Genomic DNA, 20,970 nt, shown 5'->3' with positions numbered 1-20,970 from the left:
CGGACGACGCACAGCCTCCGTCACGAATACAGAGGCGGCTCGGGGACAGCCTGGTTAGGCATGTCCGCGTCACGTCATGGACAGCACGATCTTCCCGACGTGATCGCCCGCCTCCATCCGCGCATGCGCCGCCGGGGCGTCGGCAAAGGCAAAGACGCGATCGATCACTGGCTTGAGCTTGCCGGCCTCGACATGCGGCCAGACCGTCCGTGCCAGTTCATCGGCCACGAGCGACTTGAACGCGGTATCACGCGGGCGCAGCGTCGATCCCGTCAAGGTCAGACGACGGCGCATGATCTCGAACAGCGGCACTGTCGCATTCGCCCCACCCTGAACCGCGATCGATACGTGCCGCCCGTCTTCGGCCAGACATTGCAGATTACGCGCGACATAGTCGCCACCCACCATATCGAGTACGGCCGCAACACCCTTGCCGCCGGTGATCTGCTTGACCCGTTCGACGAAGTCCTCGGTCTTGTAGTCGATCGCGTGCGTCGCGCCGAGGCTGAGCGCGGCTTGGCATTTCGCCTTCGAGCCCGCGGTGACGATGATGTCGATCCCGAAGATGGCACACAAGCCGATCGCCATCGTGCCGATCCCGCTCGTGCCGCCATGGACGAGTACCGTATCGCCTTCGGTCGCATAGGCACGCTCGAACAGGTTGGTCCACACCGTGAACAACGTCTCGGGCATCGCCGCGGCTTCGACCATCGTCAGCGCTTCGGGCACGGAGAGGCACTGGCCGAACGGCGCAACCGCATATTCGGCATAGGCACCGCCCGTGATCAACGCACAGACCCGCTGCCCGATCTGTTCCTCGCCGACCCCGTCGCCGACCGCGACGATCGTCCCGGCAATCTCCATGCCCAAGATCGACGGGGCACCGGGCGGCGGCGGATATTTACCCTGCCGTTGCATCACCTCGGGACGATTGACGCCCGCCGCCGCAACCTTGACGAGGACCTCGCCGGCTCCGGGATGCGGCACGGCGCGCTCCACAAGGACGAGCACTTCAGGGCCTCCCGGGGCTTCGGGATCGATTGCCTTCATGACGTCAGGGACGATGTAACGCGGAGTCACGGTTTTTGCAGTCATGTGATCGAGACGCCCCATTGGATTCCCGTGCCTTATTGACATCACTCCGGTGCGGGTCAACGTTACAGGCGCAATGGATCCGGATGACGCCCCCTCTCGTCCCGACGATTTCCTCGATGCGCTCGTGCGTCAGGACATCGACTCGCTCTCGGTCGCCGAGCTCGATGCGCGGATCACCGTGCTGCAAGGCGAGATTGCGCGCTGCCAGTTGAAAAAAGATCGAGCGATTAGCCACCGCGCCAGCGCCGACGACCTATTTAGACGGTGATGTCCTCGACCTCGTCTCGGCGGTCCGCATTTGGACGGTGCAGGAACGCAGGCCGGCGGGGTCAAGTGCTTGATGCGATCGATTACCGTTCCGACATAGTGGCAAAGGGCCTGCGTCTGCGTGGCCCGACAGGAGTAATGTAAATGCCGTCATTTGCACCCGCCCTCGAGACCACCCTGCACAAGGCACTCGAGGCTGCATCGTCCCGACGCCACGAATATGCGACGCTCGAGCATCTCTTGCTGGCGTTGATCGACGACGAGCACGGATCGAAGGTCATGGGCGCCTGCAACGTCGATCTGGGCGAACTGAAAACCACGGTCGCGCATTATCTCGACACCGAGCTCGATGCGCTCAAGGTCGATGCCGCGACCGATCCTTCGCCGACGAGCGGCTTCCAGCGCGTCGTCCAGCGCGCCATCCTTCATGTCCAGTCTTCGGGCCGCGACGAAGTGACGGGTGCCAATGTGCTCGTTGCCTTGTTTAGCGAGCGGGAAAGCTATGCCGTCTATTTCCTGCAACAGCAGGACATGAGCCGCCTCGATGCGGTCAGCTTCATCAGCCACGGCGTCGGCAAGGGCGGACAGCAGCCGACTGAAGCTTCGACGCCCAAGGGTGCCGACGACGAGAAGCCGACCAAGGGACAGGAGAAGGGCAAGACGGAAAGCGCGCTCAAGCAATTCACGGTCGACCTGAACGAGAAAGCCAAGAACGGGAAGGTTGATCCCCTGATCGGGCGCGGGCCGGAGGTGGATCGCACGATTCAGATCCTATGCCGTCGCTCGAAGAACAATCCACTTTATGTCGGCGATCCCGGCGTCGGAAAAACCGCGATTGCGGAGGGCCTCGCGCGGAAGATTGTCGAGGGCGAGGTCCCCGACGTGCTCAAGCCGGCGGTGATCTACTCGCTCGACATGGGCGCATTGCTGGCAGGCACCCGGTATCGTGGTGATTTCGAGGAGCGCCTGAAGGCGGTCGTCAACGAGTTGGAGAAGATGCCGGACGCGGTATTGTTCATCGACGAGATCCACACAGTCATCGGTGCCGGCGCGACGAGCGGCGGTGCGATGGATGCGTCAAACCTGCTCAAGCCGGCGCTCTCAGGCGGGACAATCCGCTGCATCGGCTCGACGACGTACAAGGAATTCCGCAATCATTTCGAGAAGGATCGCGCCCTACTGCGGCGCTTCCAGAAGATCGATGTGAACGAGCCGACGATCGAGGATACAATCAAGATCCTGGCTGGCCTGCGCTCGGCGTTCGAGGATCACCACAACGTCAAATACACCCCCGACGCGATCAAGTCGGCGGTGGAGCTTAGCGCGCGCTACATCAACGACCGCAAGCTGCCCGACAAGGCGATCGACGTGATCGACGAGGTCGGTGCGATGCAGATGCTGGTGCCGCCGAACAAGCGCAAGAAGACGATCACCCCCAAGGAGATCGAACAGGTCATCGCGACCATGGCGCGCATCCCGCCGAAATCGGTTTCGACCGACGACAAGCTCGCACTTGCCACGCTCGAAACAGATCTGAAGCGCGTGGTGTTCGGGCAGAATGCGGCGATTGAGAAGCTCAGTTCGGCGATTAAGCTGGCGCGAGCGGGTCTACGCGAGCCAGAGAAGCCGATCGGCAACTATCTGTTCACCGGCCCCACCGGCGTCGGCAAGACGGAGGTGGCCAAGCAGCTGTCTTCGATCTTGGGCATCCCGCTCCAGCGGTTCGACATGTCCGAATATATGGAGCGGCACTCGGTCAGCCGTCTGATCGGTGCGCCCCCGGGCTATGTCGGGTTCGATCAGGGTGGTCTGCTGACCGATGCGGTCGACCAGAATCCGCATTGCGTGCTGCTGCTTGACGAGATCGAGAAGGCGCATCCAGACCTGTTCAACATCCTGTTGCAGGTAATGGACAACGGGCGCCTTACCGACCAGCACGGCAAGTCGGTCGATTTCCGCAACGTCATCCTGATCATGACGACGAATGCGGGGGCCAGCGACATGGCGCGCGAGACGGTGGGCTTCGGTAACCTTACGCGTGAAGGCGAGGACGAACAGGCGGTGCAGAAGATGTTCACGCCGGAGTTCCGCAATCGCCTCGATGCGATCGTGCCGTTCGGCTATCTGCCGACGACCGTGGTCGCCCGGGTCGTGGACAAGTTCATTCTTCAGCTCGAGCTTCAGCTGGCGGATCGCGGCGTCCATATCCAGCTCGATGACGAGTCGAAGGCGTGGCTCACCGAGAAGGGCTATGACAAGCTCTACGGAGCGCGTCCGATGGGCCGTTTGATCCAAGAAAAGATCAAGCAGCCACTCGCCGAGGAACTGCTGTTCGGGAAACTGGTCCATGGCGGCGAGGTGACGGTGAAGATGAAGGATGGTGCGCTATCGTTCGCGATTGAAAGTGCGGCGCCGAAAAAGCCCAAGAAGAAGGGGAAGGCTGAACCCGTCTCTGCCAAGTAGCAGCGAGACGGCGTCAAGCTGCGTTTATGAGACCCGGCGGCAGCGCTTGCCGCCGGGTTTTTTTGTGCCATAGCCAGCCACGTTTACCGTTCTTTGCCGAACGCGCTTTACGAGGCATGTCATGGGGATACGGGCATATATGCGGTGGGTCATGGTCTTGCTGCTGTGGACGCTCTGCTTGGTAACTGCACAGCCCGCCGCCGCGACCGCCTTCCCCCTGGCGACCTGTCTCGTCCGCGCAGCACCCGGCATGACGGCGCCGGCCCTGTTCAAGACGCCGGAACGATTCGACTGCACCACCCCACAGCGCCGATTCGGCCCGGGTGATTTCTGGGTCCTGTCACAGCCGCTTCCCGCGGCTCAGCTACGCGGCACCAGCGCGCGTATCGGCAGCATCTGGATGACGCGCATCACGCTCTATGTCCGCTATGCCGATGGTGCGATTCGCCAGGTCGGCGTCACGCCAAAAACCGCCCATGAGATCCTGAACCTCGGCGCCGTCCTCTCGCAACCGCTGCCGCGCCATGACGCGCCACCGGTACGTCTCCTGTGGCATGTCGAAGGCGCCACGAACCTTCGCGGCGTCATCCTGCAGCCGGCACTGGCGGATCATGGCGAGGCGGCGACGACCGAGATCGTGCGCGGCGCACTTTACGGCGCGTTTGCCGGCATGGCGATCGCGCTGATCGTCTACAATCTGGCGCTATGGGGAGCGCTTCGCCAGTCCTTCCAGCCAATTTACTGCCTGCTCGTCCTGTGCCTTCTGGCCTATGTATCGACGTCATCAGGTGCTGCCGGCCAAGTCTTTACGGGCCTCGACAATAACGACCGCCAGCGGCTCAACATACTGTTCCTGGCCGCATCAGCCAGCACAGCACTCCTTTTCGCCCGCAGCTTTTTCGAACGCGCCGTGTTCTCGGGTTGGGTACGGCCGCTCAGCAGTGCTGTGATGGTCGGGCTGGTCGGCATGGCGGGGCTCTGGGTCATGCTCGCCCCACGCGCGATCCATGTTCTCGATACCTGTATGTCGATCGCCTATCTGGGATTCATCGGGGTCGTGGCGATCATCCTGTGGCGCGCGTGGCGCGTCCGCAGCAATTATCTGTGGTTGTTTGCGCTTGCGTGGGGTGCACCGATCGTCATGTCCGGGCTTCGCATCGCCAGCAGCTTCGGGATGGTCGAGCCGAGCCTGCTGGTCGACAATTCGACGGTCATCGCGATGGCGATCGAGGCGCTTCTGTCGAGCACGGCGATTGCCTATCGCATCCTGTTGCTGAGCCGCGAACGCGACGCTGCACGGGAACAGGAGATCGCAGCGCGCCTGCTTGCCGATACTGACCCGCTGACCGGTCTGCTCAATCGTCGCGCCTTCCTGGCACGCGCGATTGGCCGCCCCGGCGAGCAGACGCTGCTGATCGCCGACATCGACCATTTCAAGCGGGTCAACGAAACGATCGGTCATGATGGCGGCGACGAGGTGTTGCGGGCCTTCGCCCGTGCGCTGCGCAGCGCACTGCCAACGGATACACTCATCGCCCGGATCGGTGGCGAGGAGTTTGCCATCCTCGTCGATGCCTCGACATCGGTTTCGGCCTGCGCAATCCGCGACCGTGTCCGCGGCCAGTCGATGCCGTATGATATCACCGTCACCGCCAGCATCGGTACGTGCACCGGCCCCCTGTTGCACGACGCCGACTGGAAGACGCTCTACCGCGACGCCGACCGCGCCTTGTTCGAGGCCAAGGCGGCGGGCCGTGATCGATCGCGAAGCGCGGTCAGCCTCGTCTCGGCCGCCTGAGTGCGGTGCCTGGTGCCGCGGCTTGTCAAAGCGGATTGACGACGTCAGGATGCAGCTTCCCCCGGGAGAATGACGATGCGTAATCGTAAGGCTGCCCTTGCTGTCGCTGCGCTGGTGCTGACGCTCGCAGTAATGCCGCGACCGACGGCGGATATCCGCCTCATCACGCATGACCCGTCCGACCCCGCGCCGCACAGGATGCAGGCTGCCGTCGACCTGGGGCTGATCGGCATATCGGTGCTTTACACCTGGACCGTCGAGCGGCTGCACTAGAATTTGCAGCAAACACGGCGCGCGCCGGCCGCGGCATAGCCTCCGCCGTCGACGCGTCCTTGACCCCCGTCGCGCGCCTGCTCCATAGCAGCACCCATGGAAACGCCGACCGAAGACCTCTCATTCGAAGAGGCATTGAAAGAGCTGGAGACGATCGTGGGGCAGCTCGAGCGTGGCGATACGCCGCTGCAGCAGGCCATCGAGCTGTACGAACGCGGCAACAAGCTGCGCCAGCGTTGTGCCGATCGGCTCGACGCTGCGCAGGCGCGGATTGAAGCGATCCGGCTCGATGCCGAGGGTAAGCCGGCTGGGGTTCGCCCCTTTGCGGCAGGTTGAGCCGCGCATGACGACCTTGCCGCAGTCGCTGGCGGAAGCGCTCGCTGAGGTTTCCGCAGAGATCGACGCGCAGTTCGACGTCCTTCTGGCGATCCCCGAAGATCCGCGTGCGGACCTGTATCGCGCGATGCGCCATGCCGCGATCGGCGGCGGCAAGCGGCTACGCCCGTTGCTTGTTTTCGCGACCGCCAGCCTGTTTGGGGTCGACCGTGCTTGTGCGGCGCGGGTGGCCACGGCCATCGAGGCGATCCATGTCTATTCGCTGATCCATGACGATCTCCCGGCCATGGACGACGACGACATGCGTCGTGGCAAGCCGACCGTGCACAAGATGTTCAGCGAAGCATGCGCGATCCTCGCAGGTGACTGCCTTCACGCGCTGGCGTTCGAGATCCTCGCCGACCCGTCAACGCACCCCGATCCGTTCGTGCGCGCCGATCTGGTGCTCGACCTTGCCAAGGCGTCCGGCCCGACTGGGATGGCCGGCGGCCAGATGATGGATCTCGAGGCGGAGAATGCCCGGTTCGATCTGAACACTGTCACCCGGCTTCAACAGATGAAGACCGGTGCGCTGATTTTGGCGTCCGTCGAGGCAGGCGCCATTCTTGGCAGGATTGCGCCCGAGGGCCGGGTTGGCCTGCGCGGCTATGCGCACGACCTGGGGCTTGCCTTTCAGATCGCCGACGATCTGCTCGACGCCGAAGGCGATGAGGCGGCGGCGGGTAAACGCCTCCGCAAGGATGCCGGTGCGGGCAAGGAGACGTTCCTGTCGCTGCTCGGCGCGGATCGCGCGCGTGAACAGGCCCGCATGCTTGTCGACCAGGCGATCGCACATCTGCACAGCTATGGCCGCGAGGCCGATCTGCTCCGCGAGATCGCACGCTTCGTGCTTGACCGCGACCGCTGACCTCTTCCGGAGACACCGACCATGACGGCAAGCCACGAGACCGTAAGGGTCGGTGTTTACCCGGGTACGTTCGACCCTATCACGCTGGGCCATATGGACATCATCCGGCGTGGCGCGAAGCTGGTCGACCGGCTGGTCGTCGGCGTCACGACGAATGCCTCCAAATCGCCGATGTTTACGATCGAGGAACGCATGGCGATGGTGAGGCGTGAGGTAGACGGCGTGGCCGGCGAGATCCACGTGGTCGCGTTCGATTCTCTGTTGATGGATTTTGCCGAGCGCGAAGGCGCAAAGGTCATCGTCCGCGGTCTACGTGCCGTCGCCGACTTCGAATATGAATATCAGATGGCGGGGATGAACCAGCAGATCAATCCGCGGGTCGAGACGGTGTTCCTGATGGCGGATGTCGCGCTGCAGCCGATTGCGAGCAAGCTGGTCAAGGAAATCGCGCTCTTTGGCGGGGACATAGCTAAATTCGTGCCGCCTGCCGTCAGTGAAGAGGTCATTGCCCGCGTCAATCAGATCGGCCGCAAGGGAAGTTGACGCGCGCGGGACGCCAGTCGGCAGACGATGTTCAGTTTGGCGCAAGCACGGATTTGTTCTAAGCGGCGGGCTTCAAGGTCGGCCCCGGCCTCATGGCCAATGCGAGTAGGGATTTGATGCGCTTTTTCGCCGGTATGTTTGCGATCCTCGGGTGCCTCGTCGCGGCGCCTGCGTCCGCCCAGATCATCGATCCCGCCGTTGCCGGACGCGCTACCCCGCCGTTGACGACGGACACGCAGAACCTGCTGCTGCTTGACCTGTCGACGGGGGGCCGGGTCACGATCTGGCTTCGTCCCGATGTCGCCCCTTTGATGGTCGAGCGCATCAAAACCCTAACTCGGCAGCGTTTCTACGACGGCCTGGCGTTTCACCGGGTGATCGACGGGTTCATGGCACAGGGCGGCGATCCAAAGGGTGACGGCACCGGTGGCTCACCCCTGCCCGACGTCAAGGCCGAGTTCAATTATCTGCCGCACGTTCGCGGCGCGGTGTCCGCGGCGCGTTCGGAAAAGGAAGACAGCGCGAACAGTCAGTTCTTCATCGTCTTTCAGCCGCGCCTCAGCCTCGACAAGAAATATACCGTGTTCGGCCGGGTGATCGACGGCATGCAATATGTCGACGCCATTGAGCGCGGCGAGCCGCCGGCAAACCCCTCGCGGATCCTGCACGCCTATATCGCTGCGGACAGCCCGCCGGCCTATGTCGCCGCGCCCGTTACCCCGCCACCGGCACTGGGCGCGCCTGTAACCCTGCCGGGGACCGGCAGCAGCAAGTCGAGGCCAGCACCGGCGGTCGTTGCAAAGCCCAAGCTCGCCAAGAAGGCCCCCGCGAAGAAGTGAGAGTCCGTTGAACGTCGACCTTTTCGACTTCGACCTGCCGACCGATCGTATCGCACTCCGGCCCGAAACGCCGCGCGATGCCGCACGGCTGTTGGTCTTGGACGGGGATGCAACACGCGACCTGCGCGTCACCGATCTGGCTGGACAGCTGCGTCGCGGCGACCTGCTGGTGTTCAACGACACGCGGGTCATCCCGGCGCAGCTCGAAGGACGTCGTGCTGGGATCGAGCAGGACGGGCAGCTATCGTCCGGGGCGAAGATCGGGGCGACGCTGCACAAGCGCGAAGGGCCGCGACGTTGGCGCGCCTTCATTCGAAATGCGCGCCGTCTGCGCGATGGGGATCCGATCGATTTCGGCAACGGCGTCGTCGCCCGGGCGGTCGACCGGGCAGAAGACGGCAGCTACGCGCTCGAATTCGCTGGCGACGAACCGATCGAACTGCTGCTTGATCGCGCGGGGCGAATGCCCTTGCCTCCCTATATCGCGGCGAAGCGCGCGACGGATGCGCGCGACGCCGAGGATTATCAGACAATGTTCGCCGCCGAGCCCGGCGCGGTCGCCGCACCGACCGCGGCGCTGCACTTCACCCCATCGGTCATGGCGGCGCTCGAGGCTGCGGGCATCGGGAAGGCCACGCTGACGCTGCACGTCGGTGCGGGCACGTTCCTGCCGATGAAGGTGGACGATACCGACGATCACCAGATGCATGCCGAATGGGGCCGGATCGATGCGACCACGGCGGACCAGCTGAACGCGGTCCGCGCCGCCGGCGGCCGGGTGATCGCGGTCGGCACGACATCGCTGCGACTGATCGAGAGCGCGACCGGTGACGACGGCGTCATCCGCCCGTTTGAGGGCGACACGGCGATCTTCATCACGCCGGGCTACCGCTTCAAGGGGATCGATGGCCTGATGACCAATTTCCACCTTCCGCGGTCAACGTTGTTCATGCTGGTATCGGCGCTGATGGGACGCGAGCGGATGCAGGCTGGCTATGCGCATGCAATTGCGGCCAAGTATCGCTTCTACAGCTATGGCGATGCCAGCCTGCTGCTGCCATGACCGGCCCATGTTGATCCCATTGATTCTGGCTTTGCAAGTCGTGCCTTCCGCTGGGATCGCGCAACCGCCCGCAACGATCTTTGCCGAACCGGCCGCAATGCTGATCGCCGCCTGCGATGCGGATCGCGACGCGCGCGTGACCAGGCCCGAACTCGATGCTTGCCTCGCGCGGAGCTTTGCGGGCGCCGAGGGCAGCATGACGGGCAAGATCGGCTATATCGCCTATGCCGACTGGTCGCTGAAATGGCTTGGCGATCGCAACGCCCTGCCCAGCCCCTTCGAAGTCGATCGCGACGGCGACAACGCGATCACCCTTGCCGAGCTTCAGGCCAGATTTGCGCAGTTCTTTCTCCGCTTCGACCGCAACCGGGACGGTGTGCTCGTGCGCGAGGAGCTGCTCACGATCAGGAGCTTTGCCCCCAACGCCCCACCGCGCGGCAAGCGCCGTTAATGGATCATCCCGTGTCCCCTCGTTTCGACTTCACCATTTCTGCCACCGATGGCGCAGCACGCACGGGCCAGATCGCGATGCAGCGCGGCGTGATCCGCACCCCCGCCTTCATGCCGGTCGGCACCGCCGCGACGGTCAAGGCGATGAAGCCCGACGACGTGGCGGCCGCGGGGGCCGACATCATCCTCGGCAACACCTATCATCTCATGCTGCGTCCCGGCGCGGAACGCGTCGCGCGACTGGGCGGGCTTCACGGCTTCATGGGCTGGTCGAAGCCCATCCTGACCGACTCGGGCGGGTATCAGGTGATGAGCCTTGCCGATCTTACCAAGCGCTCCGAGGAGGGCGTGTCGTTCAAATCGCATCTTGACGGCACCCGGCACCTGCTCAGCCCCGAACGGTCGATCGAGATCCAGCGATTATTGGGGTCGAACATCGTCATGGCGTTCGACGAGCTTGTCCCGACGACCTCCACGCGGGAGGTTCAGGCCGCCGCCATGGAACGATCGATGCGCTGGGCGAAGCGATCGCGCGACGCCTTCGATGCAGGCGGTGCCCATGCGGAGAACAACGCGATCTTCGGAATCCAGCAAGGCGCGCTGAATGAGTCGTTCCGCAAATCCTCGGCGGACGCGCTAATCGATATCGGCTTCGATGGCTATGCGGTCGGCGGATTGGCGGTCGGCGAAGGACAGGAGGCGATGTTCGGATGCCTGGATTTCGCCCCCGGACAATTGCCCGCCGACAAACCCCGCTATCTGATGGGCGTCGGCAAGCCTGATGATATCGTGGGCGCTGTCGAGCGCGGAATCGACATGTTCGATTGCGTCATGCCGACCCGGTCAGGGCGAACCGGCCAGGCGTTCACGCGCAACGGGCCGATCAACATCCGCAACGCCCGGTTTGCCGAGGACCAGTCGCCGCTGGCGGCCGACTGTGCCTGCCCGGTCTGCGCCACCTGGAGCCGGGCCTATCTGCATCACCTCGTCCGTGCGGGCGAAATGCTGGGCGCGATGTTGATGACCGAACACAATATCTGGTTCTACGAAACGCTGATGGCAGATCTGCGCGCTGCGATCGCCGCCGGTACATTGACGAAGTTCGCAAATGATTTCCGAGCGGAGTATGGTCGGAAATCGAGTTAGGAGAGTGACGTGACCGACCCCATCACAACGGCTGCCGACGACGATACCCCCAACGAAATTCTCGCCGCAGCCAAGGAAGCAAAGCTTCACGCCGAAGCCGCAGCAAAGGCGACCGTAGAGAAGGCGAAGACCTGGCCGCTTGCGAAGATCGGGCTTGGCGTCGGCATAGGCTCAGCCGCCATCGCCGGCGCGGTGCTTTTCAACCGCTCGCGTACCCAGAAGTAAGGACACAGATGCGCCTCCTCCGCTCCGCCTTGCTGCTTGGTGCAGCCTGTTGTCCTGCAGCGGTGGTGGCGCAGTCCGCTCCTCCAAAGCCCACGTCGAACGTATCGGTAAAGCCGCTCGCCTTCACCGAACGCGTGCTGGCCAACGGCCTCCGCGTCTATGCTATCCGGGACACGGCGACACCCAATGTGTCGGTCCAGGTCTGGTACGATGTCGGGTCAAAGGACGATCCAAAGGGCCGGTCGGGCTTTGCCCATATGTTCGAACATCTGATGTTCAAATCGACCCGCAATCTGGTGTCGGAACAGATGGACCGGCTGACCGAAGACGTTGGCGGGTATAACAACGCATCGACCAACGACGACTATACAAACTATTACGAGGTGGTGCCGGCCAATCACTTGCAGCGTCTGCTCTTCGCCGAAGCCGACCGGATGGCGAGCCTCGTGGTCGAGCCCAAGAGCTTCGCCTCCGAACGCGACGTCGTGAAGGAGGAGCTTCGCCAGAGCACGCTGGCTCGGCCCTATGGCAAGCTGTTCTCGCTCTATTATCCCGCGCTTGCCTATGCACGACATCCCTATGCACGTGGTACGATCGGCAGCCTGGAAAATCTCGAAGCCGCCGGCATCGACGACGTCCGCGCCTTTCATGCAACCTATTATCGACCCGACAATGCGGTTCTGGTCGTCTCGGGCAACTTCGAGCCGGCACAGCTCAATCGCTGGATCGACACCTACTTCGCCCCCATCAAGAAGCCGAGCGGGGAAATTCCTCGGGTAACGGTCGCCGAGCCGGCCCGTACCCAAGCCGTGACGCGTACCGTCTACGAGCCCAACACGCCGCTCCCCGCGGTGCTGATCAGCTATCATATCCCGGCGGACCGCGCTGCCGACATTCCCGCGCTCAGTCTCCTGAAAGCGATATTGTCGGAGGGCGAAAGCTCGCGGCTCTACGAGAGCGTCGTCTACCGCGATCAACTCGCACAGTCCGCGGACGCCATGATCGACAGCAAGCAGTCGACCGGCAATCTGGTCGTCTATGCCATCATGGCCGGGGGCAAGAGCGTCGACGCTGGCGAGGCCGCGCTCAAGCGAGAGATCGCACGGCTGCGCGACGCCCCCGTCACCCCTGCCGAACTGGCCGAAGCGAAGAACGAAATTCTGACAGCGTCGATCATCGCCCGGGAAACCGCCGAAGGAAAGGCGAGCACCCTTGCGTCATCGGTGATCGTGGATGGTGATCCCCGCGCCGCAGACCGCCAGCTCGCGGCCATTGCGCAGGTCACGGCCGCAGATATCCAGCGCGTCGCACGGACCTATCTGGCTGACGCGCAATCCGCGACGATCCGGTATCTCCCGCTCGATGCCAAGCCGGCCGCGACGCGGGTCGCGACGATCGATGTGGCCCCCACCGTCCGCGTCGAGGATCTCAAGGCGCCCGCCAGCGTCGAGATTGTTACCCCCGCCGCCGAAGGACAGCGCATCCTTCCGCCCGCCCCCGGTACACCGATATCGCCGACCCTGCCCCAGCCGATCACGACGCAGCTCGCCAATGGCATGCGGCTTATCACCGTGGAACGGCACGATCTGCCGATCGTCACCGCCTATCTCGTTACCGGTGGCGGCGCGGCAACCGATCCTGCCAATCGAGCAGGCGTGAGCAGCTTGGCGGCCGAGTTGCTGACCAAAGGCACGCGCACGCGGACAGCCACGCAGATAGCGCGCCAGATCGAAGGCCTCGGCGGATCGATCGGCAGCGATGCAGGCAGCGACGGTGCCTCCGTCGACGTCACGGTGAAGGCTGATCAGCTTGCCCCCGCGCTGTCGATCCTCGCCGACGTGGCGATGCACCCTGCATTCGCGCCCGACGAAATCGAACGGGCACGGACGCAGCAGGTCGACGCAGTATCACTCGCGCTCAAGAATCCGGCGCAGCTGGCCGCACTGGTCGCCGATCGGGCGGTTCTAGGCACGTCTGCCTATGGCGCGCCGGTCGGCGGAACGCCGATCTCGTTGAAGGCGATCACCCGGGCCGACATCACCGCGGCCTATGCGCGCAGCTTCAGCCCCGATCAGGCTACGCTCATCATGGTCGGCGACGTCACCGCGGCGCAGGCGATGAGGCTGGCCAACGGCCAACTCGGCCCCTGGAAGAAGACCGGCGCGGCGGCGACACCCGTCATGGCTATCGATTACCCGGCGCCTCGCGTGATCGTCGTCGACATGCCCGATGCGGGCCAGGCTGGCGTCGTCGTCGCCCGGCCGGCGATCGCGCGCACCGACCCCCGCTATTATTCGCTGGCGGTAGCGAACACCGTACTTGGCGGAGGCTTTTCTTCACGGCTGAACCAGGAAATCCGGATCAAGCGCGGTCTGGCCTATGGCGCCGGCAGCACGCTGGACGCGGGGAAGACACAGGGAACGATTGCCGCGCGGACACAGACCAAGAACCCTACCGCAACGGAAGTGGTCTCGCTGATCGCAACTGAACTGGCGGGCATGGGCAAGGCACCCGTATCCCCGGGTGAACTGGAAACGCGCAAGGCGGTACTTGTCGGGAATTTCGGGCGCGGGATCGAGACGACGTCCGGCGTTGCGGGAATTTTGGGATCTTATGTCCAGAACGGCGTCAGCGTCGATGAACTGCAGCAGTTTACGGCAAAGGTTGGCGCAGTTGATTCCGCGTCGGTCCAAACCGCAGCCGCGGCGCTGCTCGATCCCAAAAAGGCCAGTATTGTGGTTGTCGGCGATGCCAGGCAGTTCGCCCCCTCGCTCCGTCAAGCCTACCCGCAGACCGAGCTGATCCCCGAGGCTGCGTTAAAGCTCGATACCGCCGCACTTAAATGACTCTCGTCGGGACGACCGCGGGCATTCGGTAGCGGAACGGTAGGGTTTCCTGCGATATGGCTGGCCGTCTTTGATGACGGTGGCGCAAGGATAGCGGGATTTTGAACACGACGCGCTGGGCCTCCCGGTCATCGAGACGGCGATGGTTGCCGGTGGCCATATCCGGCGTGATCGCGTCGACCGCGCTGTTTGCGCACGCAGCGTTCCGTGACGCGCCAAGGGATGCCGGGACACCTTTGCGTGGCGGCAATGGCGAGGGGCGCCATAGCAATGCCCTCGAGAGCATTCCCGGGGACTTTGGGGCTCCCGTCCCCGGAGTGACGGGAACGACCGCCCTCCCCAAGGTGCCCAGTTCCGTTGATGTTCGTACAGGGGATCCCGGCGTCGTGGCAGCGCGTCCCTTTTCAATGACGGGGACCAGCGCGGCGGACCGGGCGCGGGCGTTGTTCTGCCTGACGACGGCAATCTATTACGAGGCCGCATCCGAGCCCGATGCCGGGCAACGCGCGGTCGCGCAGGTCATTCTCAATCGTGTCCGCCATCCCGCCTTTCCGGCAAGCGTCTGCGGCGTGGTCTATCAGGGGCCGCATTCAGGCGGGGCACCGGCTGCATGTCAGTTTAGCTTTGCCTGTGACGGTGCGACCGCGCGCGCGCCGGCTAGGCTTGCGTGGGTCCGGGCCGAGCGGAATGCGGCGATGGTTTTGGCGGGCTATGTGTATGCGCCGGTCGGGCTAGCAACGCATTATCATACCTATGCCGTCACGCCGCCTTGGAGCAGGAGTCTGGTGATGACGGCGGTGGTCGGCGCACACTTCTTCCACCGGTGGAAAGGCTATTGGGGCACCGCGGCTGCCTTTGACCAGCACTATCTCGGCCACGAGCCGGTGCCAGGTGAGGCCATCGGGGCGGCGTTGGCAGCACTCTCGACCACAGCGCTGCCTGATAGTGCGGGTGGCGCTAGAGGCGATTCAGGTCTGGCTGGAACCGTGCCGGCTACGGTTCCAAAAAGTGCGGCCACTAGTGCGTCGACACCAGTCGAAGCGGATCGATTACCCCCCGCTCCGGAAATCCTCGATAGGTGGAAAGATACAGGCGGGCTGCGCTGACGGTGCGGCGTGTAGCCACGCTCGAACGCTGAATATGGAAACGGCCGCCGATGGCGGCGGCCGTTCTAAGCCGATCCTATTCGGCGGGGATCATCGTGGTATTTGCCATGCGCTCGCCACCGGGGGGGGCGGCTTCGCGGGCGGCGCGCAACGTCTGCGTGCGCTCGGCACGGTTGGCCATGTCATCCCAGGCCTTTTCGGCGCGGCGGCAGCGGTCGCGGACATTGTCGAGCGAGGCGGCATCGCCGTTGCGACGCTCTTCTTCAGCGCGGGCCCGGTAGAATTCTGGATTATCGGCCATGCTGCTGCGCTCCTGAGGACCTAGAGGAAGTAGGCGCGGCGACCAGAGGGGTCGCCGCGCCGCAACCGAAATCAGTCATCGGCGGACAAGTCCGCCGACAGCCTCAGTCGGCCGGCTGGAGGTTCACAGCCGACTGCTTGCCGCGCTTGTCGGGCTCGAGCTCGTAGGTGACGCGCTGGTTCTGGTTCAGCGTCGGCATGCCGGCGCGCTCAACCGCGGTGATATGCACGAATGCGTCGTTGCCACCGCCATCGGGAGCGATGAAGCCATAGCCCTTGTCGGCGTTGAAGAACTTTACGGTGCCAGTGATAGCCATGCGATGGCTCCTTCTTTGTTATGGGGCAATCCGAGGTTCGGACCGCCCGATGCCGCGGAGCAGGGAAAGAAGGAGAAAGGTGCCGCAAAGCGCCAAGAACCGTCGATATGCGACTGTAGCAAATCTCCATATGGGCCAGACGACCCGAAATTGCAAATCTGGCGGTGTTTTTAGACGACCATTACCATCAGAAAGTCCTCCCGCAGCACCAAGACCGGCGGCGTAACATATCGCCGCCGGCCCCGGTCATTAGCGGCAGCGTGCCGGGGTGTTGCCGCGATCGACCGCGCGTCCGGCGAGCGCGCCGCCGGCGGCGCCGAGCACGGTGCCGAGAAGTCCCGAACCGCCGGGCGCGATCACGTTGCCGAGCACGCCGCCGGCCACGCCGCCGACGATCAGACCGGTCGTCCCGTCGTTGCGGCGGCAATAATAGCGGCCGTCATTGCCGCGATAGATGCGGTCGTTGTTCGACAGGCGGCGTTCGCGGTAGCGGCGGTCGTCGCGGTAGTAGCGGCCGGCGTCGTAGCTGCCATAGGCGGGGTCGGGCCGGTTATAGTCATAGGACCGATAGCGCGGGTCGACGCCGTAGCGGTCGCCGCCACCGCCGACGCAGCCGGCGATCAGGGTGGAGGCGGCCATAAGGCCCAGCGTCATAGCGCGCATTTCGTGTCCTTTCAGAGGGCTGTAGGTATCACCTCAATGCTCGGCGCCGGCCTTGGTTGCCGGCGCCGATGCACTCAGTCCTGCAGACCTGCGGGGACGGTGCCGCCATTCTTGGCCAGTTCGCGCATCACGGCCTTGTGCAGCCAGATGTTCATCTCCGCGCTGCCGTCCTTCGCGCCGGTATAGCCGAGCTCGGTGGCGAGTTCCTTGCGGTTGTCGAGGCTGGAGTCGAGGTCGAGCAGCTTCATCAGGTCGACGATCGAGCTGCGCCAGTTGAGATCCGAATTCTTGCGCGACGCCATGCCCGAGAGCACCGCCTCGACATCGACCGGCTGGGTGGCGGCGGGGGCGGTCTGTGGGGCGGGTGCCGCCGGGGCAGCGGGGGCGGGCTTCGGGGCGATGGCGGCGGGGGCCGGCGCGGGTGCCGGGGCGGCGGGCTTGGGGGTGCCGAAATGGCCGCTGCCGAGCGGGCCCTTTTCGCCGAAGATGGCGGATTTGATCTTGCTGAAAATGCTCATGAAATTCTCCGTGGAAAAACTGAAATCAGGTGACCGGCAGCGTCGCGGGACGCAGCGAGTCATATTCCGCCTTGGTCGGGACCGCGGTGGGATCGGGGCGGAAGGCCTCCGGCGCGCGGTCGGCGGGGCCGGGATGCGGGCGGGCGGGCGGGGGCGAGATCGGGGGCGGCATGCTCGGCCGGCTTGGCGGGTGCGCGGCGCAGCCAGGCCGCGAGCAGCGCGCCGCCCAGGCCGAGCGCGGCGACCCCCGCGGCGATCGCGGTGCGGCCGAAGGTCTTGGGCTTGCGGTGCGGGTGACGCACGGGGGTTGGCATGACGAATGTCCTGGTTGTTGCGCAGCCTCAACGGCTTGCGTGCAACCCTGTTCCCGGATCGAGGCCGGGTTCGGCACCGGAACCGTCGCCGGGATCCGCCGACGCGGCGAGCTGAACCGTCAGGGCGGCGATCCGCGTCGTGACGCGCGCGAACCAGCGGTCGCGATCCTGCCGCTCCGACGCCGCGAGCGACGCGCGCGACAGGTCCTGCGCCGCGTCCATCAGCTCGGCCTCGGCCGGCGTGAGCGCACGGGCATAGTCGTCGTCGCCATAGTCGCCGATCACCGCGCCGGCGAACCCCGCCGGCGGCGGGAAGCGGGTGCGCCACGCGCCGGTCGCCGCGCAGCGCCAGACCGGCGGGTCGAAACCGGGCAGCGCGCGCCCGACGTCCCCCGCCTCCGCATAGTCATCGTCGTCGTCATGATCGTCGTCGTCCTCCTCCGCGGCCGAATGTTGCGAATGTTGAGACGCCAGCGCGGTTTCGTCGTCCCCGGCGGGAGGGGGCGCGGGGGGCGGCGGGGCGAGCGCGACCATCCCGGCGGCCTCGGCGCGCGCCCATTGCTCGCCGCTCCAGCCGGCGCGTGCGGCGGGATCGAGATCGGCGATATCGACCTCGGCCGCGGTCGCGACGCCGGTGCGGACGAGCCGGTCGGCGGCGGCGAGCGCGTAGATCGGCCCGAGATCATGCGCGTCGGCCCCCGCGGCATCATCGGCGCCCCCTGCCCCGGCCCCGGCCCCGCCGGTCCGCCGCGCGAGGAACAGCCCCGCGCGCGCCGCGCCCTGATCGCGCCCGACGAGATCGAGATAGGCGTCGAATTCCTGCGCGACGAGCCGCGCGGCCTTGGCATCGGCATCGGGCGCGCTCTCCGCCTGGCGATCGAGCCGGGCGAGCAGCGCGAGGCCGAGCCGGTTGTCATATTTGTGGCGGGTGATGACCGTCTCGCCGCGGACGATCGTGTCGACCGTCCCCTCGAGCGCGCGGACGAGCAACGTCTCGGCGATCGAATCGCGCGCGACGAGCGCGGCGGCGCGCCAGCCGAGCGCGAACACCGCGCCCTTGGCGGTGCGGCGGAACGCATAGGCCGAGGTGGCGGACAGGCCGACGCGGCGCGCGGCGACATCGACCCCGTGCCCCTCGGCGAGCGCCTCGAGAAAGCGGCGCTGGTTGGCGGCGGACCAGCCGTCCTGGCGGCGCGAGCCGCAGGCGGCGCCCGGTGGCATGAGCTCGAGAGCGTCGGGCGCGGGCTGGTGCGGGTCGGGGTCGTCGCCGGGCGTGTCCGGGTCGGCGGACGCGCGGGGCGGTGCCGCGGCGTCGGGCGTGTCGAGGGCGTCGTCGTCCTCCTCCTCCGCGCCGCCGGTGACGAAGGTGGTGGGCGGCGAGGCCATCACGGCCGTGTGGCGATCGTCCTTGCGGGGATAGCTCGCGGGGGCGCCGCCTCCGGGGACGATCGCGCGGGGGACCGACAGACCGGCGCCCGGGACGGCGGGGCCGGGCTGCACGCGCAGCCGCGCCGGGGTCCCGCCCCATCTGGGGGTGTCGGCGGTCGAGGTGATGCGGGGCTTTATGGGCTCGGGCGCGTAGAGCGCGGCATAGTCGGTGCCGGGGACCGTCGCGAAGGCCGGTGGGCGGGGCGGCGTGTCGGAACGTTTGTTCACGGTTTGATCCTATCCCGAGGGGAGAGGACCGATCAGATATGCTGAAACGGGGGTAGTAGGACAGCCCCCCGGGGCGGTCATTCCGTACCATTGGGCGAGGTGTTTCGTGCAATTCGGCGGCCGGGCGGCGGTGGGGGGCCGGATCGGGCGGCAGAGACGGCGCGACTCGGCCGAGGGGTTGCAGGGTCGGGCCGTAGGGAACGGTGCGGCTCGACCGGTCTGTGCCGGCGAAGATCGGGATGCTCGAAGAGCGCGTGGTCGTGATATTATGGGTCGATGCCGAGGACGGTCGGCGCGTCATCTCGATGAGGAAGGCCAATGCCAGAGAACGCAAACGGTTCGCCCGCTACCTTACTTGATCCGAACGACGACGCGCCGGAACTGACCGACGAGATGTTCGAGATCGCCGAGTTTTCGATCGGCGGCACGGTGATCCGGCCGGCGACGGGCTATCTGGAGCCGACCGGCGTCGTGAAGGGCCGCCCTCCCTTGCGCGACCGTGCCACGCAGCAGGTGACGCTGCAGCTCGATCCCGACGTGCTGGCGAAGTTTCGCTAGGGCGGGCCGGGCTGGCAGGGGCGGATCAATGCGGCGTTACGCGCGGCGGCGGGGTTAAGTTGAGCCAGCGCTATTAGTGGGTTGTTAGCGAGACCTCACGTACCTCCATATTGTAAACGCTAGTTCTATGCTGTAAGAACGAGTCGTGAACACTGGAGATAATATTATGCCGCTGGTGACCTTTGGAAACTACGAGTATATTCCAGTACTTGCGAGCACAGAGGTCGAACGGCTAGCGTACGGGCATTTAAGGCCTGATACGCGAGCGGGCATTCTGCCGTTATTCGAATTGACAAGACACAGAAGCGCAGAGACTCTCCAATCTTCGATCGAACTTGTCCAGAGCACAGTCGATCTCCCATTTTTACTCGATCTAGATAAGCGATATGCTCCGCCGCCTTATCAATCGGCAAATCCGACCAATCCTGCTGCAGAGCAACTACGCATCACTCGTGAAACACAAGAGAATGATGCATACAACGCATATCTTTCTTCATTGCTCGCCCCTAACAACGGCTTTGAGCGCTGGCGACATATCTGCGCTATGTTCCCAAATGCAGTTCCTGTTATCCAGTTTACAGATCCAGCGGCACAACAAAATGCCATATTACGTCAAGCAGCACTGCTTGGACATGGAGGCAACAGCGTTGCGCTAAGAATGGGACGGATTCAGCACGAAGAACTGCTGACGATTGCAACCCGAATTTTAGCGACTTTCCCAGAAAGCGGCCAACTTTTACTAATCCTCGACTGTGGCCAAGGCCGTCGCGGCGTCGCTGAGAAAACCCAGTGGGTCCTTGACTGTCTAGCAAGCATATCCGCGAAGATAGAACCTGAGCAGATGATGGGTCTATCTATCGTGTGCATGAGTAATTCATATCCTCAGATGAATCATACCGGGTTGCGGGCGGTACCTAATTGCGATCGTCAGATATGGGAGGCAGCGTACGAGCAATTTCCGTTTCATTTTGGCGACTACGCTGCATCGCCACGTTTGCCAAACCTTAGCGCTTTTCTGCCACGTAAATTCCGAGCGACCGTAGTTCACTCCCGAAACGATCAATGGCTAGTTCACCGACACGAGAACTCAGATGATCCTCAGGGGTGGATAGTTGGGTCGCAGGTTATAACTAATGACGCCGCGTTCGCTGCGATAGACTCTTGGAGCGACAACGGAATTATAGCTGCTGCAGGCGGGAACATTGCGGGTATGGATACGCCTCGCCCATGGCATGCAAGCCGGATTGCCGGACACATCGATCGGCAATTTAGCTATCAGCCAGACTA

The 20,970-nt window shown here is 64.5% G+C and carries 23 protein-coding genes; 16 read left to right on the top strand and 7 right to left on the bottom strand.

The window, feature by feature from the left end:
- Positions 1 to 69 precede the first annotated feature (69 nt).
- Positions 70 to 1,095, bottom strand: a complete 1,026-nt coding sequence (locus sphst_RS10910) for an NAD(P)H-quinone oxidoreductase (protein ID WP_234387579.1) — start codon at positions 1,093 to 1,095, stop codon at positions 70 to 72.
- A gap of 73 nt (positions 1,096 to 1,168) precedes the next feature.
- Between sphst_RS10910 and sphst_RS10905 the strand changes: the two genes are divergently transcribed.
- The 14 genes from sphst_RS10905 to sphst_RS10840 all read left to right on the top strand — a co-directional run bounded on the left by sphst_RS10905 (position 1,169) and on the right by sphst_RS10840 (position 15,357).
- Entirely contained in the window at positions 1,169 to 1,363 is a 195-nt protein-coding gene (locus sphst_RS10905; RefSeq protein ID WP_031394982.1) for a DUF1192 domain-containing protein, read from the top strand.
- 143 nt (positions 1,364 to 1,506) lie between these two features.
- The gene (gene clpA / locus sphst_RS10900) at positions 1,507 to 3,825 is read left to right on the top strand and encodes an ATP-dependent Clp protease ATP-binding subunit ClpA (protein WP_031394983.1); all 2,319 of its coding nucleotides are present in this window, start codon (positions 1,507 to 1,509) and stop codon (positions 3,823 to 3,825) included.
- Between the two features lie 139 nt (positions 3,826 to 3,964).
- Positions 3,965 to 5,623, top strand: coding sequence for a GGDEF domain-containing protein (locus tag sphst_RS10895; protein WP_234387578.1), 1,659 nt, complete (start codon positions 3,965 to 3,967; stop codon positions 5,621 to 5,623).
- A 75-nt stretch (positions 5,624 to 5,698) separates the two neighbouring features.
- A complete protein-coding gene (locus sphst_RS10890) occupies positions 5,699 to 5,896 on the top strand; it encodes a hypothetical protein (protein ID WP_031394985.1) in 198 nt (65 codons plus the stop codon).
- A 96-nt stretch (positions 5,897 to 5,992) separates the two neighbouring features.
- Entirely contained in the window at positions 5,993 to 6,232 is a 240-nt protein-coding gene (locus sphst_RS10885) for an exodeoxyribonuclease VII small subunit (protein WP_031394986.1), read from the top strand.
- A 7-nt stretch (positions 6,233 to 6,239) separates the two neighbouring features.
- Entirely contained in the window at positions 6,240 to 7,139 is a 900-nt protein-coding gene (locus tag sphst_RS10880) for a polyprenyl synthetase family protein (protein ID WP_031394987.1), read from the top strand.
- Between the two features lie 21 nt (positions 7,140 to 7,160).
- Positions 7,161 to 7,682 (top strand): pantetheine-phosphate adenylyltransferase, encoded by a 522-nt coding sequence (gene coaD / locus sphst_RS10875; RefSeq protein ID WP_031394988.1) that lies wholly within the window; start codon positions 7,161 to 7,163, stop codon positions 7,680 to 7,682.
- Between the two features lie 116 nt (positions 7,683 to 7,798).
- Entirely contained in the window at positions 7,799 to 8,521 is a 723-nt protein-coding gene (locus tag sphst_RS10870) for a peptidylprolyl isomerase (RefSeq protein WP_031394989.1), read from the top strand.
- Positions 8,522 to 8,528: 7 nt separating this feature from the next.
- Positions 8,529 to 9,584, top strand: a complete 1,056-nt coding sequence (queA, locus tag sphst_RS10865) for a tRNA preQ1(34) S-adenosylmethionine ribosyltransferase-isomerase QueA (RefSeq protein ID WP_031394990.1) — start codon at positions 8,529 to 8,531, stop codon at positions 9,582 to 9,584.
- A gap of 7 nt (positions 9,585 to 9,591) precedes the next feature.
- Positions 9,592 to 10,035: a calcium-binding protein gene (locus tag sphst_RS10860; RefSeq protein ID WP_031394991.1), complete on the top strand. Its 444-nt coding sequence runs from the start codon at positions 9,592 to 9,594 to the stop codon at positions 10,033 to 10,035.
- Complete coding sequence (gene tgt / locus sphst_RS10855) at positions 10,035 to 11,180, top strand: tRNA guanosine(34) transglycosylase Tgt (protein ID WP_031394992.1); 1,146 nt, start codon at positions 10,035 to 10,037, stop codon at positions 11,178 to 11,180. The genes sphst_RS10860 and tgt overlap by 1 nt, the downstream gene beginning before the upstream one ends.
- A 9-nt stretch (positions 11,181 to 11,189) precedes the next feature.
- The gene (locus tag sphst_RS10850; protein WP_197975095.1) at positions 11,190 to 11,405 is read left to right on the top strand and encodes a hypothetical protein; all 216 of its coding nucleotides are present in this window, start codon (positions 11,190 to 11,192) and stop codon (positions 11,403 to 11,405) included.
- A gap of 8 nt (positions 11,406 to 11,413) precedes the next feature.
- Positions 11,414 to 14,251 carry a M16 family metallopeptidase gene (locus tag sphst_RS10845; protein WP_031394994.1) on the top strand — a complete coding sequence of 946 codons (2,838 nt, stop codon included), beginning with the start codon at positions 11,414 to 11,416 and terminating at the stop codon, positions 14,249 to 14,251.
- A gap of 386 nt (positions 14,252 to 14,637) precedes the next feature.
- Positions 14,638 to 15,357 carry a cell wall hydrolase gene (locus sphst_RS10840; RefSeq protein WP_442800396.1) on the top strand — a complete coding sequence of 240 codons (720 nt, stop codon included), beginning with the start codon at positions 14,638 to 14,640 and terminating at the stop codon, positions 15,355 to 15,357.
- Positions 15,358 to 15,433: 76 nt separating this feature from the next.
- Here sphst_RS10840 and sphst_RS10835 read toward each other — a convergent pair whose 3' ends face one another.
- The 6 genes from sphst_RS10835 to sphst_RS10815 all read right to left on the bottom strand — a co-directional run bounded on the left by sphst_RS10835 (position 15,434) and on the right by sphst_RS10815 (position 19,125).
- Positions 15,434 to 15,658: a hypothetical protein gene (locus sphst_RS10835; RefSeq protein ID WP_056405216.1), complete on the bottom strand. Its 225-nt coding sequence runs from the start codon at positions 15,656 to 15,658 to the stop codon at positions 15,434 to 15,436.
- Positions 15,659 to 15,761: 103 nt separating this feature from the next.
- Positions 15,762 to 15,974, bottom strand: coding sequence for a cold-shock protein (locus tag sphst_RS10830; RefSeq protein ID WP_031394996.1), 213 nt, complete (start codon positions 15,972 to 15,974; stop codon positions 15,762 to 15,764).
- 249 nt (positions 15,975 to 16,223) lie between these two features.
- A complete protein-coding gene (locus sphst_RS10825; RefSeq protein WP_031394997.1) occupies positions 16,224 to 16,637 on the bottom strand; it encodes a glycine zipper 2TM domain-containing protein in 414 nt (137 codons plus the stop codon).
- A 74-nt stretch (positions 16,638 to 16,711) separates the two neighbouring features.
- Positions 16,712 to 17,155 (bottom strand): DUF3597 domain-containing protein, encoded by a 444-nt coding sequence (locus sphst_RS10820; protein ID WP_107045542.1) that lies wholly within the window; start codon positions 17,153 to 17,155, stop codon positions 16,712 to 16,714.
- A gap of 59 nt (positions 17,156 to 17,214) precedes the next feature.
- A complete protein-coding gene (locus sphst_RS20505) occupies positions 17,215 to 17,469 on the bottom strand; it encodes a hypothetical protein (RefSeq protein ID WP_159043580.1) in 255 nt (84 codons plus the stop codon).
- Between the two features lie 27 nt (positions 17,470 to 17,496).
- Positions 17,497 to 19,125, bottom strand: a complete 1,629-nt coding sequence (locus sphst_RS10815; RefSeq protein WP_107045541.1) for a hypothetical protein — start codon at positions 19,123 to 19,125, stop codon at positions 17,497 to 17,499.
- A gap of 318 nt (positions 19,126 to 19,443) precedes the next feature.
- Here sphst_RS10815 and sphst_RS20500 point away from each other — a divergent pair, with 318 nt between their 5' ends.
- Complete coding sequence (locus sphst_RS20500) at positions 19,444 to 19,683, top strand: BrnA antitoxin family protein (protein ID WP_051916286.1); 240 nt, start codon at positions 19,444 to 19,446, stop codon at positions 19,681 to 19,683.
- 145 nt (positions 19,684 to 19,828) lie between these two features.
- Positions 19,829 to 20,970 (top strand): beta family protein (locus sphst_RS10805; RefSeq protein ID WP_159043579.1); only part of this gene is annotated, 1,142 nt, incomplete at its 3' end.

It is taken from the genome of Sphingomonas sp. STIS6.2 (genome assembly GCF_000732685.2).
GTDB lineage: Bacteria > Pseudomonadota > Alphaproteobacteria > Sphingomonadales > Sphingomonadaceae > Sphingomonas > Sphingomonas aerolata.
The sequence above is the reverse complement of the archived record's forward strand: the minus strand, read 5'-3'. Positions and strand labels throughout refer to the sequence as shown.

Coding starts and splice junctions, on each gene's coding strand:
- sphst_RS10860 (WP_031394991.1), top strand. CDS start 9,592: ATGTTGATCCCATTGATTCTGGCTTTGCAAGTCGTGCCTTCCGCTGGG.
- sphst_RS20500 (WP_051916286.1), top strand. CDS start 19,444: ATGCCAGAGAACGCAAACGGTTCGCCCGCTACCTTACTTGATCCGAAC.
- coaD (WP_031394988.1), top strand. CDS start 7,161: ATGACGGCAAGCCACGAGACCGTAAGGGTCGGTGTTTACCCGGGTACG.
- sphst_RS20505 (WP_159043580.1), bottom strand. CDS start 17,469: ATGCCAACCCCCGTGCGTCACCCGCACCGCAAGCCCAAGACCTTCGGC.
- sphst_RS10820 (WP_107045542.1), bottom strand. CDS start 17,155: ATGAGCATTTTCAGCAAGATCAAATCCGCCATCTTCGGCGAAAAGGGC.
- sphst_RS10895 (WP_234387578.1), top strand. CDS start 3,965: ATGCGGTGGGTCATGGTCTTGCTGCTGTGGACGCTCTGCTTGGTAACT.
- sphst_RS10845 (WP_031394994.1), top strand. CDS start 11,414: ATGCGCCTCCTCCGCTCCGCCTTGCTGCTTGGTGCAGCCTGTTGTCCT.
- sphst_RS10880 (WP_031394987.1), top strand. CDS start 6,240: ATGACGACCTTGCCGCAGTCGCTGGCGGAAGCGCTCGCTGAGGTTTCC.
- sphst_RS10870 (WP_031394989.1), top strand. CDS start 7,799: ATGCGCTTTTTCGCCGGTATGTTTGCGATCCTCGGGTGCCTCGTCGCG.
- sphst_RS10890 (WP_031394985.1), top strand. CDS start 5,699: ATGCGTAATCGTAAGGCTGCCCTTGCTGTCGCTGCGCTGGTGCTGACG.
- tgt (WP_031394992.1), top strand. CDS start 10,035: ATGGATCATCCCGTGTCCCCTCGTTTCGACTTCACCATTTCTGCCACC.
- sphst_RS10825 (WP_031394997.1), bottom strand. CDS start 16,637: ATGCGCGCTATGACGCTGGGCCTTATGGCCGCCTCCACCCTGATCGCC.
- sphst_RS10835 (WP_056405216.1), bottom strand. CDS start 15,658: ATGGCCGATAATCCAGAATTCTACCGGGCCCGCGCTGAAGAAGAGCGT.
- clpA (WP_031394983.1), top strand. CDS start 1,507: ATGCCGTCATTTGCACCCGCCCTCGAGACCACCCTGCACAAGGCACTC.
- sphst_RS10830 (WP_031394996.1), bottom strand. CDS start 15,974: ATGGCTATCACTGGCACCGTAAAGTTCTTCAACGCCGACAAGGGCTAT.
- sphst_RS10910 (WP_234387579.1), bottom strand. CDS start 1,095: ATGACTGCAAAAACCGTGACTCCGCGTTACATCGTCCCTGACGTCATG.
- sphst_RS10885 (WP_031394986.1), top strand. CDS start 5,993: ATGGAAACGCCGACCGAAGACCTCTCATTCGAAGAGGCATTGAAAGAG.
- sphst_RS10905 (WP_031394982.1), top strand. CDS start 1,169: ATGGATCCGGATGACGCCCCCTCTCGTCCCGACGATTTCCTCGATGCG.